Genomic DNA, 12,666 nt, shown 5'->3' with positions numbered 1-12,666 from the left:
CCTCAGGGCCGCCGCACATCCAGCTTCTGCCGCGACCAGTACGGCCCGTCGAGGCGGTCGAGGCGCACTTCGCCGCCGGTCGATGGCGCGTGCACGAAGCGGTTCTCGCCCACGTAGATGCCCGCGTGCGTCGGCCGGCCGCCGCCGAAGACGACGAGGTCGCCGGTGCGCAGTTCGTCGCGCGCGATCGCATCGCCGAAGCCCGCGAGCTGCGACACGGTGCGTGGCGTGGCGAGCCCCGCGCTCTCGCGGTACACGTAGGCGATGAGCCCGCTGCAGTCGAAGCCGCCATCGACCGTGTTGCCGCCGTAGCGATAGGGCGTGCCGACCAGGCCCATTGCATGGATCGCCGCATCGCGCGATTGCTCGGCCGAAAGGATCGGCGGCCGCGCGCTGCGCATCGTGGATTTCGGCGCGCTGCCGCAGGCGGCGAGACCAAGGCAGATGCACAGGGCGATCGCGGTGCGCAGGTTCGGCATGGGGCGTGAGGCTACCACCCCAACCGCGTGCTGCGCGCACCTGTCACCTCGCAAATTTACGAGTCGGGCGCTCGCAATCGTTCGAGCTGACGACGGGCTCCTTTCGGGTTCATCCTTCGTGGACGCAATCACCTGGCGTGAAGACCTGAGTTCAACGAAGGAGTGACGTATGTACTACACGGACGATTCGCTGTTCCCCGAAAACATGCAGCCCACGATCATCACGGCGGCGCCTTTCGGCCCCGAGTGGCTTCCGGGCGACGTGGAAGACCTGCCATTGAGTTGGGACCAGCAGGTGCAGGCGGCAGTCGATTGCTACAACGCCGGCGCGACGATGCTGCACGTCCATGTGCGCGACCCGAAGACCGGCGAGGGCTCGAGCAACTTCGACCAGTACAACGAGTTCATCGCCAAGCTGCGCAACGCGGTGCCGAAGATGATCCTCCAGGTCGGCGGCTCGATCTCCTTCGCACCGCACACCGAGGGCGCCAAGGCAAAGTGGCTCGACTACGACACCCGTCACATGCTGACCGAGCTCGACCCCAAGCCCGACTGCGTGACGATCACCACGGGCACGACGCTGTGGGACATCACGCAGGCGTTCATCCCGGGCGACGCGGACGGTACGCACCTGGCCGACCCGAAGGTCGCCGAGGCCTGGAGCGGCATGGTCGTGGACTCGACGCCGTCTTTCTACGTCGAGCATCTCAAGCGCCTGCGCGCGAACAAGATCCAGCCCTACTTCGTCCCCGGCCACGTCCACCAACTCGAGATCATCGAGCGCCTGATCCGTGCCGGTATCTACATGGGACCCATGAACGTGGCGCTGTGCGGCTATGGCGGCGGCTCGATGGGCCGCAACCCGTTCGACTGGATGGAGATGCTGCGCCGCACGCCGCACGGCTCTTCGAGCGTGACGTTCTGGAGCAGCATGCGCGGGAACATCGCGATTCAGCAATTGGCCACGATCCTCGGCTGCCATGTTCGCGTCGGCATCGAGGACAACATCTGGGACATGCACAAGAAGCGCTGGCCGACGGTCAAGCAGGTCGAATGGGCCGTGAAGCAAAGCGAACAATTCGGCCGCAAGGTTGCCACCGCGGACGAGGCGCGCAAGATCATGAAGATCGGCGTGTGGTACGAGACCGTCGAAGAGACGCTGTTCAACCTCGGCCTTCCCCCGAACCGCAAGGAGGGCTACCAGGGCTTCCTCTCCTACGAAACCGACGGGCGCGCGCCGAAGGTGGCTCAGGCCCGGACGAATCCGGTCAGCATTCTTTAGGTGGCGGCACCTCGGAGTCGCGTCTTGAACCCGCGAGCTGACGAGCAATCCGACACCGGACCCTGGGGTGACGCGCTCCAGCGCTTGCACGAGTGGGAACCCGCCTGGGCGAACACCTGCGCTCGCATGGCAACCAACCCGTGGCGGTCCGGCGTCCTGCCGCGCAAGCTGGTCGAACTGATCGGTGTCGCGGTGAATGCCGCCTGCACGAACCTGAATCCCGAGGGAACGCGCCGCCACATCCGAGGCGCCCTGCAGGCAGGTGCGACCCGGGCCGAAGTCCTCATGGTGCTGAAGATGGCATCGCTGCTGTCGATCCATTCGTGCAGCCTCGGTGCTCCGATACTGCTGGAGGAAGGCAAGGCCGCGGGCGCCCGGCCCAAGCTGAAGGTCAAGCCCGCGACGCCGGCGTGCGACCAGATGAAGGCCATCGGCCAATGGAACGACGCCTGGGATCCTTTCTACGAACTCGATCCCGCGTGGACCGACGCGTTCATGGCCACCGGTGGGGGGGTCTATGCGAGTGGCGTCCTGCCTGCGAAGGACGTGGAATTGCTCAGCATCGCCTTCGACGTCTCCTATACCCACATGTACGCGCCAGGCACGCGGCGACACATTCGCAACGCGCTCGCGGCCGGCGCCACCATGGAGGAAATCATGGAGGTGCTGAAGCTCTGCGTCGTGCAGGGCGTGCAGGCATGCAACCTCGGCGTGCCGATTCTTGACGAGGAGATGGCACGGCTCAATGATGCCGCGCGGGCCGGATGAACCGGCGCCGATGACCGAACGGAGGACGCTTCGATGGAACACGCTGAATCCGGCACCGCCCACGGCCTGAAGGAACGGGCGATCGAGGAGCTGAAGATCTACTGGATCATCACGCTGTACCTGTGGGTCCTTCTCGGCCTGTTCACCGTCTACCGCCGGCTGGTCGAGGCCGAAACCGGCGTCATCTACCTGCACTACGGCATCGCGCTGATCGAAGCCCTGGTCATCGCCAAGGTCGTGCTGATCGGCAAGCTGTTCGGCTTCAGCCGCCGCTTCGAGGACCGCGCGCTGATCGTTCCGGTGATCTACAAGTCCGTCCTGTTCGGCTTGCTGGTCATGCTGTTCGGCGTTCTGGAGCATCTCATTGCCGGCTGGATCCACAAACAGGGACTTCTGGGTGGGTTGCAGGAGATCGCGTCGATCGGCAGGGACGAACTTGTCGCGCGCACGCTGATGCTGGTCGTCGCCTTCGTCCCGTTCTTCTCGTTCTGCGAGCTGGGCCGGGTTCTCGGGATGAAGCAACTCACGGCGATGTTCCTCTCGAATCCGAAGGCGTGGCCGCTGCGCGAGGACGCCTCGGCCCACAAGCGCTAGGGACGTCCGGTCCGAAGCGCGTCCGTTCGGACTTCTCGACGCTGACTTGCGGACACCCCGAAACGCGTTCGATGCCAACGCGAAAACGCGCTGGGCGTCGAGAACCCGAGCAGGACGGACAGTTCGCCGAGGGGCCCGCGGCCTTCTTCCAGATGACGGGAAAGCAGCTCGTCGCGCAACTCGTCGACCAATTCACTGAAGCTCGTGCCTTCGGCGGAGAGACCTCGTGCGACGGTGCGTCGATCGACGCCCAGATGCCGCGCAACGACCTCCACCCGGCAATGCCCGCGCGGCAGCAGGAGCACGACGAGTTGGTGCACGCGTTCACTGAAGCGCGAATCGGGGCCCAGTTCACGCTCCAGCAATCGCTTCGAATAGCGGGCCATGACCGGATCGGCGGCCGGGTTGGGCGCGTCCAGGTCGGCGCCGTTGCAGACGATGCCGTTGAACTGGTGGCCGAACTCCACGGCCTCGCCGAAGAAGGCGCGGTGCGCTCGCAGCGTGGCAGACGCACGGTGAGAGAAGCAGACGAGCCGCGGTCGCCAGCCCGCACCCAGGAAGAAACTCAGTATCCGGAACGTCACGCCCACCACCAGTTCGCTGGCCTGGCCAACCGGCTGCTCGCCGACGCCGACGATCTCCTCGTAGATCACCACCAGGTTGCCGGTCTTCTCGAGGCGAACGGCGAGCGCTTCGTTGTGCACGTGGATGTGCTGGACCAACGCCTCGAGGACTGCACCTAACGTGAGTTCGTCGCGCACCAGCAAGCCAAGGGGCCCCAGATTCGAGAGTTGACGCGATTGCGCCATGCGAAGACCCAGTGCCGGCTCGCCACCTCGCGCAGCAGCTACTTCGAGAAGATGGCACACGAGGCGCGCCGGCACCTTCAGGTCCGGCTCGTCGAGGCAGTCCGATGGGAGGCCGACTTCCGCGACCAGCGCGCGCGGATCGAGCCCGCACGCCATCGCCACAGCAGCAAAGTCTGTGAGCGACGCGCTGCGGACGAGCGGCGATCTGGGGGTTTCTCGCACGGTCCCGAAATGGTAAGTCGCTGTCCCGCAACGTCAAGCCGATCGGCGCAGGCCAGCGAAACAATCACGGCCATCCAGCCCCATCGAAAGGAACCACGATGAACTTTCTCGACGACTCGCTGCTGCCCGAGAACCAGCAACCCCTGGTCATCCAGGTCGCGCCCTATGGACCCGAGTTCCTGCCCGGCGACTCCGACGACATCCCGCTGACGATGGCCGAGCAGGTGCAGAAGGCCGTCGATTGCTGGAACGCAGGCGCCACCGTCCTGCATGTGCACGTGCGCGAGGCGGACGGCAAGGGAAGCAAGCGGCTGTCGATGTTCAACGAGATGCTGTCCCGCCTTCGCGCGGCGGTGCCCGAGATGGTGCTGCAGGTCGGCGGCTCCATCTCGTTCGCGCCGGAAGGACAAGGCGCGGAGGCCAAGTGGCTCGACGACGACACCAGGCACATGCTGGCCGAGCTCGATCCGAAGCCCGACCAGGTGACCATCGCGATCAACACCAACCAGATGAACGTCTGCGAGCTTTTGAGCCCGGACGACGTGGCAGGCACGTCGCTGGCGCTGCCGGCCTACCAGCAGGCGTACCGCGAGATGTGGATTCCATCGGGCCCCGCCTTCGTCGAGGAGCATCTGCGCCGCCTGCAGGCTGCGGGCATCCAGGCGCACTTCATGCTCGGAGACGTCGGCCAGCTGGAGACCGTCGAGCGGCTGATTCGCCGCGGCGTCTACACCGGTCCGCTGGTGCTCAACTGGGTCGGTATCGGCGGCGGCGCCGACGGGCCGAACCCCTACAACATGATGGAGTTCGTGCGCCGCGTGCCGCCGGGCGCAGTGCTGACGATCGAAAGCATCATGCGCAACGTGCTGCCGCTGAACACGATGGCCATCGCGATGGGCCTGCACGTGCGCGTGGGCATCGAGGACAACCTGTGGGGCCGCAAGGGCCAGCGCATGACCAGCGTGGAGCAGGTCGAACAGATGGTGCGCATCTCGCGCGAGTTGCACCGCGAAGTGGCCACCGGCGCGCAGGCGCGACAGATCTACCGTCTCGGAGATCATTACCGTAACGCCGACGAGACACTGTCTCGCTTGGGTTACGCGCCCAACCGCCGCACGGGCGAGCGCGGCGCTACGCTGCGCCTGGCCGCCTGAACCCGGCCGCCGGCCCCACGTCACGAGGAGAGCCCACATGCGCTGGAAAGAGCATTCCCACTCCGTGCTGTTCGCCTTGCTGGCGATCCACGTGATGGCCCACATCGATCGCAACATGCTGCTCGCCTTCTCGCCGCAGATCACGAACGACCTGGCGATCAGCAATGCGCAGTACGGCTTTCTGACTGGCGCCGTATGGGTGCTGAGCTTCGGCGTGATGGCGGTGTTCATGGGCTCCCTGGCCGACCGCTTCAGCCGCACCCGCGTCATCGCGGCAGGTATCCTGGTCTGGAGTGTGTGCACCGCGGCTTCCGGCGAGGCGCAGAACTTCGGCCAGATGGTGGCGGCCCGCTTCCTCGTGGCCTCGGGCGAAGCGGCGCTGGTGCCGGCAGCGGTCTCGCTTCTCATGGAACTCTTCAAGGCCGCTCGCACGGGGACGGCGGTGGGCGTGTTCTTCATGGGCATCCCGCTCGGCATCGGGCTGGCCTTCGCGCTCGCCGGCACGCTCGGCGCGTCCCTGGGATGGCGGCACACGTTCTCGCTGCTGGGCGCGGCCGGCGTCGTCATCGCGCTTCCGCTGCTGTGGCTGCGTGATCGGCGTGACGGGGACGCCCATGGCGAACGGGGAGCGCCGTTCGCACAGCAGGTGCGCAACGTGTTCGCCGCGCTGCGCGCGAGCCCCACCGTGATTCAGACGATCGTGGGCTTCGTGCTCGTGCACATGGTGTTCGCCGGGCTCTCGTTCACGCAGTTGTGGCTGGTGCGCGAACGCGGCTTCGATGCCGCCTCGATCGCCCGGCAGATCGGCCTTCTCCAGATCGTGTTCGGCGTGCTCGGATCGGTCGTCGGCGGCGTGCTGAGCGACACGCTGGCCAGGCGCATGAAGGGCGGGCATGCCGGCTTCGTCGCGCTCCTGATCGTCGTCTGCGGCCCGCTGATGGTTGCCTATCGTCTCGTCGAGCCGGGCTCCGCGCTCTTCTACATCGGCATGTGCGCCGGCTTCTTCCTGCCATTGGCGACCTACGGGCCGTCGATGGCCGTCATCCAGGGATTGACGCCGCCCACGATGCGCTCGACGGTCACGGGCTTCACGATGCTGCTGATCAACATCTTCGCCATCGCGATCGGCAACCTGGCGGTGGGAGCGATCAGCGACCGGCTGATCGCGGACGGCTCGACCACCGCATTGACGAACGTCCTGCTGGCAACCGACTTCCTTGCGATTGCCGGGGCGGCGTTCTTCGCCCTGGCGGCACGCGGCCCGCGCATCGCATTCGCGCCACGCGACGTGATTGCCCATTGAAGGTCCTCGAGGAGTTCATTCATGACCCACCTGCTTCGACACCTCGCCCTCGCGCTAGCCCTTGTCACGGCGGGATGCGCGAGTCTTCCCCCACCGAGCGATCGCTCCGACACCACGGCACGGGTCGACACCGCCGACACGCGCCTGGGGCGAAGCGGCGCGCCGCTGACGTCCGCGCATCCGGGTCTGTCGGGCATCCACAAGCTGCCCGAGCCTCATGACGCATTCGCTGCGCGCGTGCTGCTGGCCGGTGCCGCGGAGCGCTCGATCGACGCCCAGTACTTCATCTGGAACGGCGACCAGGTCGGCTACCTGATGTGGCAGGCCTTGTGGAAGGCGGCCGAGCGCGGCGTGCGCGTCCGCCTGTTGCTCGACGATGCCAACACGTCGGGCAACGATGCGACGATCGCCGCGCTCGATGCGCATCCGAACATCGAGGTCCGGCTGTACAACCCCTTCGCGCAACGAAAGTCGCGCGGGCTCGCGTACCTCACCGATTTCGGGCGCTTGAACCGGCGGATGCACAACAAGTCCTTCACGGTGGACAACCAGATGGCGGTGGTCGGTGGCCGCAATATCGCGAACGAATACTTCGGTGCCGGAGAGGGGATCGGATTCGCCGACATCGACGTCGTCGCAGTGGGCCCGGTCGTGCAGGACGTCTCGCGCGAGTTCGACCTTTTCTGGAACAGCGCCTCGGCCTATCCGGCGGCCGGCTTCGTGGGACCTGCCGCCCCCGACGCCGCCGAACAGCTGCTGGCAAGGTTCGCGCAGACCGAGGTCGACCCGATCTCCCGCGCCTACCTCGACGCCGTGCGTGAGGCGACGCTGATGGACGACCTGCGCAACCACAGCCTCCGAATCGAATGGACCACCGCGAAGGTCGTCCACGACGATCCAGCGAAGACGCTCGACCGCGAAGCGCGCACGGATGTCCTGCTCCTGCCCGTGCTCATCCAGTCGCTGGGGCGTCCCGAGAAGTCGCTCGACATCGTGTCGCCGTACTTCGTTCCCGGCGACGAAGGCACCGCCGCGCTGTCGGACCTGGCCCGCCGGGGCGTGCGCGTGCGCATCCTGACGAACTCGCTGGCGGCTTCGGACGAGGCCGTGGTGCATGCCGGCTACATGAAGCGGCGCCGTGATCTGCTCAGGGCCGGGGTCGAATTGTGGGAGCTCAAGCCCACCGCCACCGAGGAGTCGCTGAAAGTCAAAGGCCGGTTCGGCGCCGCCAAGGTGGCGGGCCTGCACGCCAAGACCTATGCCGTGGACCGGCGGCGCATCTTCATCGGCTCCTTCAACTTCGACCAGCGCTCGGCCAGGCTGAACACCGAGATGGGCATGGTGATCGAGAGCGAGCAGTTCGCGGGAGATCTCGCACGCACCTTCGACGACGAGGTCAGGCAGATCGCGTACAGAGTTCGGCTGACCCCGGATGGAAACGAACTGCAGTGGATCGAGGACAAGTCGGCCGGCCAGGAGGTTCGCCACGATTCCGACCCCGAGACCAGCGCGGCCAAGCGCATGGGCGTCGGGATGCTCGCGATCCTTCCCATCGAGTGGCTCCTCTGAGAGCTCCTCTGAGAGATGCGAGGACATCATGGAAACCGTGATCGTCATCCTGCTGCAGGCGGCGCTGGTCGCGGCCTTGATCTGGCAGCACGCAGGCCGCCAGCGCGCCGAGCACGCAGCGCGCAGCCTGGGTCGACGGCTCGTCGACGCGCATGAAGACGAGCGGCGCCGGCTGGCGCGCGAACTCCACGACGACATCAGCCAACGCCTGGCCGCGCTGGCGATGCAGGTCTCGTTGATGGAGACCGGCGGCAACGAGACGCAACGCACAGACGCCATCCGCTCTGCACGCGAGGGGCTGGCGGCACTCGGCGAAGACGTTCATGCGCTCTCCTACCGCCTGCATCCGACGGTCATCGAAGACCTCGGCCTTGTCGATGCGCTGAAGTCGGAGTGCGATCGCGTTGCACGCACGGAGGCCATCCGCGTCCAGGTGGATACAGGCCCCGTGCCACCCGGTTTGCCCGTCGATGCGGCGCTCGGCCTCTTTCGGGTCGCGCAAGAGGCGTTGCGCAACGTGGTTCGGCATGCGCGAGCGACCGAGGTGCGCGTGGCCCTGCTCGGCGGCGATGGCCGGCTGCTCCTTGCCGTGCGCGACAACGGCCGCGGCATCGAAGGGCTGCGCCGCAAAGCTCACGTGAGCCTCGGCATCGAGAGCATGCGCGAGCGGATGAGCCTGCTGGACGGAGCGCTGGATGTCGACAGCGTCCCCGGAGGCGGGACGATGGTCACCGCGTGGATACCACTGACGGAGGCGCCATGAGCCGCCCGGCCGTTCCGAAGGCGAATACCGAAGCGCTGCTGCGCGAAGGTACTCCAATGACCCGCCCGCGCGTGCTGCTCGCCGAGGACCACCCGATCGTTGCGCAGGGCGTGCGCAGCCTGCTCGCTGCCGATTTCGATCTGCTCGAGGTGGCCGAGGACGGACACGCCATGGTCGAAGCGGCGCACAGGCTTCTTCCCGACGTGGTCGTCGCGGACATCTCGATGCCCTCGCTCAACGGCATCGAAGCGCTGGCGGCGATGCGAAGGGACGGATTGTGGATTCCGGTGGTCTTCCTCAGCATGCATCGTGAGGTCGCCTACGTGCGGCGCGCCCTCGAAGCGGGCGCGGCAGGCTATGTGTTGAAGCAGGCGGCGACAACCGAACTGCTGCAGGGCGTGCGTTCCGCCCTCGAAGGAGGCACGTTCGTCAGCCCCGCGATCGCCGGTCAGGTGTTCGAAGTGATGAAGCGCGGACCGGCGACGTCATCCGACCCCGTCGGCGGCTTGACCCTTCGTCAGCTCGAAATCCTGCGCATGCTCGCCGAAGGCCTCTCGGCCAAGGAGATCGCCGCGAAGACCGATATTTCGCCGCGGACGGTCGAGTTCCACAAGTACCAGATGATGGAAGCCCTGCACGCGAAACGCTCGGTCGACCTGGTCCGTTTCGCCATCAGGCACGGCATCGCGGAGCGCTGACGAATCGACACTCGTTGACAATCCTGCCTGCTGCACCATTTCGCAGATCAGGAGGATCCCATGACCGAACCCACGCTGCCGAAGGACGAGTACGCAGCGCTCCACGCCGAAGCCACGGCCTGCATGGCCGAACTCGCCTCGCTCGAGCGGGTATGCATCGTCAGCGCCGCCGTCGTCTTCGCCTGGGTGGCGGCCAATTCGCAGTCGCTCGTGGGCTTTTCCGGGCTGGTGTGGGCCGTCCCGGTGGCGGTCGCGGTGCTCGGGAGCCTCAAGGCGCTGGCCATCGGCAGGCACCTCTCGGCCCTCGGGCGCTCGCTCGGGGAACTGGAAGTCCAGCTCCACGGCGACGGCGATCGGGCATCCAGGCAATTCGGGCGGCGTTGGCGCGCGCGCAGAGGCGCCGCCGCCGCGGCCTGGCTCCTGTTCGTCGGGCTGACGGTAGCGGGCAGCACGCTGGGCTATCTGCAGTTCCGCACCGAGTGCCCGGGGCCGCTGGTGAATGCCTGCGGCAAGGACGACGGCGCGGACGACAGCGACCAGGAAGGCCCCGGCATGAAGCCGGGTTCGCTTCCGTCCGGAGCGCGGTGGCTCGCCGGATAGCCGCATGTCCCTGTCCGCCGCTCGCGCGGCCCCAGACCCCGACGCCCGCCCCGACACCCGCGCGGCCGCCCGGGCCGCCTATCGCACGTGGCCGGCGACGCTGGCCATCCTCCTGGCCATCACGGTCTACGTGGGCGGCCTGCAACTGTGGGATCGTCGCGTCCCCAGCACGAGGACGCTCCCCGCGGGCGAGCCGGTGACCGTCGGAGCGGCCCGCTTCGCGCCCGCCGAAGGATGGCAGATGAACGTCGCGCGCTCGCGGCCCGGCCAGACGATGGTGCTCTTCAAGAACGGGCACACCTTCGCGGTCCGAACGTCGCGCTGGCTGGGCGGTCCGGAGGGCCCGCTCGAGCGCCAGCAGCGCGTGATCGAGCGCGGACAGCGCCTGCATGTGCAGGGCGACGTCTCCAACGTCCTCACCGAGTGGGGTCTCCAGGGCACCACCTTCGCCTACTACGGCACCAAGCTCAGCGGGCGGTTCTGGCTGATGGTCGATCCCGGCCGCTCCATGGTGGTGCAGGTGGACTTCTACGGTCCGAACGACAACGCCGCCAGTGCCGCGGAGGCGCTGGAAGAAGCCCGGCGCATGGTCGCCTCCATGGACCTCGAGGCATCGTGAACCAGAGTGCCGCCTCGACCCCGATGCCGCCGGCCGCCGGCGCGGCGACGCACAGCGGCGTCGCGGGCATCGACCCGTGCTTCCAGCCGACGCGCGCGTCCTTCTGGCTGCTCGTGGTGCTGCTTCTCAACGGGCTGTTCTCCATCGGACAGCTGTTCGGCTCGGGCTTCCGGGTGGTGCCGGTGGCGGCGCTGCTGGGCCTGCTGGCGTGGGCGCTCTACACGGTGGGCTTCGTGGTGCTGTTCCGCGCGATGGACCTGCTCGACCAGCATCCGCCCGCTGCCTACGTCCTGGCGTTTGCCTGGGGCGGCCTGGGCGCCGCGCATCTTTCGGCGCCGGCCAACAACGCGATCCAGAGCCTCGCGGCCAAGCTCGTCTCGCCGGAGTTCGCGGCCGTCTGGGGCCCGGCGCTGGCGGGGCCCATCACCGAGGAATTCCTGAAGCTGGCCGGCGTGATCCTGATCATCCTGACGGCGCGCAACCAGTTCCGCACCGAGGTGTCCGTGCTCATCGTCGGCGCCATGGCGGGGCTGGGTTTCCAGGTGGTGGAGAACCTGAACTACACCGTGCGCTCGGCCATGAACTTCCCGTCGGACAGCCAGGTCCAGCCGGTTCTGTGGGACCTGGTCACGCGCGGCGTGCTCAGCGGCCTGTGGACGCACGCGGCCTTCACCGCGGTGGCCTCCTACGGCCTGGCCCTGTTCATGTTGCGACCCGAGCGCACGCGCGCCGCGCGCATCGGCATGGCGGCGGGGTGCTTCGTGCTCGCATGGGCGATGCACTTCGTCTGGAACTCGCCCTGGATGGAAGACTGGTTCAGCGACGACTTCCCGGGCCTTGCGCTGCTCCTGCTGGCCAAGGGCCTGCCGGTGCTGTTCGCGGTGACGCTGATCTGGCACGCAGCGACCCGCGAGACCGGCGCCTACCTGCATACGCTGGCCGCCTCGCTCGTGCCCGAGCGCGACCTGCTGCGCGATGACGAATGGCTGCGCCTGGGATCGCCGCTGGACCGCTGGCGCGTGCGGCGCGAGATCGGCCAGGCCTACGGCCGCCGGGCGCGCCGCCTCAAGACGCGCCTGCAGCGGGAGCAGCTGCGGCTGGTACTCAAGGCCGGCATGTACGGAAGGGGTGCGCGAACCGCCCGGCACGAGCGGGCGATCCGGCGCGTCAGGGCCAAGCTGGACGCGATCCTGCAGCCGCCCGCCTCAGCCTGAACGCCCCCGCATCGCCCGAAACCGGCACAGCCAAACCCAGGAACCCCGCGGAACCGGCTTTGCCGGGCCGCTGGGGTTGCCCCCGGAGAGGGGGTGCCCGAGCCACACGAAGTGGGCGAGGCTGGGGGTGAACTCAATGCCCCCGCGGAACCGGCTTTGCCGGGCCGCTGGGGTTGCCCCCGGAGAGGGGGTGCCCGAGCCACACGAAGTGGGCGAGGCTGGGGGTGAGCTTTCACGCCGGCCTCTGGAGCCCCAGCCACGCGGCCACGATCACCGCGTTCACCGACACGCTCAAGGCGCTCGGCACGTAGAACAGCGCCGAGACCGCCGGCGCACCGATCACGATCTCGACGAGTCCGCCGAGGCCATACAACAGCACGGCGCAACACATCCAGCGCCACATGTACGTGAGAAGCCAATGCGCCTGGGCCCGGTTGTGCCGCCGGGCCACCGAGCGTTCGATGGGGCCGCCCTGATTGACGTCCAGGAAGAGCCACTGGAAAAAGAAGTAGCGGTACAGGAGAGAACGGAAGCTCAGCTCATGCACGATCCGGTTTCCTTCCGATGGCGGTGATTCGTCGTGGACGTCCCG

14 protein-coding genes are annotated in these 12,666 nt (G+C 67.5%); 11 read left to right on the top strand and 3 right to left on the bottom strand.

The window, feature by feature from the left end; genetic code table 11:
- Window positions 1-2: 2 nt before the first annotated feature.
- Complete coding sequence (locus tag WKW77_RS25525; RefSeq protein ID WP_340359692.1) at window positions 3-479, bottom strand: C40 family peptidase; 477 nt, start codon at window positions 477-479, stop codon at window positions 3-5.
- A gap of 169 nt (window positions 480-648) precedes the next feature.
- Between WKW77_RS25525 and WKW77_RS25520 the strand changes: the two genes are divergently transcribed.
- The 3 genes from WKW77_RS25520 to WKW77_RS25510 are packed head-to-tail and all read left to right on the top strand — an operon-like array spanning window position 649 to window position 3,123.
- Window positions 649-1,761 carry a beta-keto acid cleavage family enzyme gene (locus tag WKW77_RS25520; protein ID WP_340359691.1) on the top strand — a complete coding sequence of 371 codons (1,113 nt, stop codon included), beginning with the start codon at window positions 649-651 and terminating at the stop codon, window positions 1,759-1,761.
- A gap of 24 nt (window positions 1,762-1,785) precedes the next feature.
- Window positions 1,786-2,529 carry a carboxymuconolactone decarboxylase family protein gene (locus WKW77_RS25515; protein ID WP_340359690.1) on the top strand — a complete coding sequence of 248 codons (744 nt, stop codon included), beginning with the start codon at window positions 1,786-1,788 and terminating at the stop codon, window positions 2,527-2,529.
- A 33-nt stretch (window positions 2,530-2,562) separates the two neighbouring features.
- Window positions 2,563-3,123, top strand: a complete 561-nt coding sequence (locus WKW77_RS25510; protein WP_340359689.1) for a hypothetical protein — start codon at window positions 2,563-2,565, stop codon at window positions 3,121-3,123.
- Here WKW77_RS25510 and WKW77_RS25505 read toward each other — a convergent pair.
- Window positions 3,120-4,088: an AraC family transcriptional regulator gene (locus tag WKW77_RS25505; protein WP_340359836.1), complete on the bottom strand. Its 969-nt coding sequence runs from the start codon at window positions 4,086-4,088 to the stop codon at window positions 3,120-3,122. The genes WKW77_RS25510 and WKW77_RS25505 overlap by 4 nt on opposite strands.
- A 164-nt stretch (window positions 4,089-4,252) precedes the next feature.
- Here WKW77_RS25505 and WKW77_RS25500 point away from each other — a divergent pair, with 164 nt between their 5' ends.
- The 8 genes from WKW77_RS25500 to WKW77_RS25465 are packed head-to-tail and all read left to right on the top strand — an operon-like array spanning window position 4,253 to window position 12,074.
- The gene (locus WKW77_RS25500) at window positions 4,253-5,308 is read left to right on the top strand and encodes a beta-keto acid cleavage family enzyme (RefSeq protein WP_340359688.1); all 1,056 of its coding nucleotides are present in this window, start codon (window positions 4,253-4,255) and stop codon (window positions 5,306-5,308) included.
- Window positions 5,309-5,345: 37 nt separating this feature from the next.
- The gene (locus tag WKW77_RS25495) at window positions 5,346-6,611 is read left to right on the top strand and encodes an MFS transporter (protein ID WP_340359687.1); all 1,266 of its coding nucleotides are present in this window, start codon (window positions 5,346-5,348) and stop codon (window positions 6,609-6,611) included.
- 21 nt (window positions 6,612-6,632) lie between these two features.
- The gene (locus tag WKW77_RS25490) at window positions 6,633-8,180 is read left to right on the top strand and encodes a phospholipase D family protein (protein WP_340359686.1); all 1,548 of its coding nucleotides are present in this window, start codon (window positions 6,633-6,635) and stop codon (window positions 8,178-8,180) included.
- A 28-nt stretch (window positions 8,181-8,208) separates the two neighbouring features.
- Entirely contained in the window at window positions 8,209-8,943 is a 735-nt protein-coding gene (locus tag WKW77_RS25485) for a sensor histidine kinase (protein WP_340359685.1), read from the top strand.
- Window positions 8,940-9,641 carry a response regulator gene (locus WKW77_RS25480; protein ID WP_340359684.1) on the top strand — a complete coding sequence of 234 codons (702 nt, stop codon included), beginning with the start codon at window positions 8,940-8,942 and terminating at the stop codon, window positions 9,639-9,641. Before WKW77_RS25485 ends, WKW77_RS25480 begins: the two co-directional genes overlap by 4 nt.
- 60 nt (window positions 9,642-9,701) lie before the next feature.
- The gene (locus tag WKW77_RS25475) at window positions 9,702-10,241 is read left to right on the top strand and encodes a hypothetical protein (protein WP_340359683.1); all 540 of its coding nucleotides are present in this window, start codon (window positions 9,702-9,704) and stop codon (window positions 10,239-10,241) included.
- 4 nt (window positions 10,242-10,245) lie between these two features.
- The gene (locus WKW77_RS25470) at window positions 10,246-10,860 is read left to right on the top strand and encodes a hypothetical protein (protein WP_340359682.1); all 615 of its coding nucleotides are present in this window, start codon (window positions 10,246-10,248) and stop codon (window positions 10,858-10,860) included.
- Window positions 10,857-12,074: a PrsW family intramembrane metalloprotease gene (locus WKW77_RS25465; protein WP_340359681.1), complete on the top strand. Its 1,218-nt coding sequence runs from the start codon at window positions 10,857-10,859 to the stop codon at window positions 12,072-12,074. Before WKW77_RS25470 ends, WKW77_RS25465 begins: the two co-directional genes overlap by 4 nt.
- 232 nt (window positions 12,075-12,306) lie before the next feature.
- Here the strand turns inward: WKW77_RS25465 and WKW77_RS25460 are convergent, their stop codons facing one another.
- The gene (locus tag WKW77_RS25460; RefSeq protein WP_340359680.1) at window positions 12,307-12,621 is read right to left on the bottom strand and encodes a hypothetical protein; all 315 of its coding nucleotides are present in this window, start codon (window positions 12,619-12,621) and stop codon (window positions 12,307-12,309) included.
- Between the last annotated feature and the right edge of the window lie 45 nt (window positions 12,622-12,666).

The sequence above is a fragment of the Variovorax ureilyticus genome (assembly GCF_037889935.1).
GTDB lineage: Bacteria > Pseudomonadota > Gammaproteobacteria > Burkholderiales > Burkholderiaceae_C > Variovorax > Variovorax ureilyticus.
This window is presented reverse-complemented; position numbering and strand designations above follow the sequence as displayed.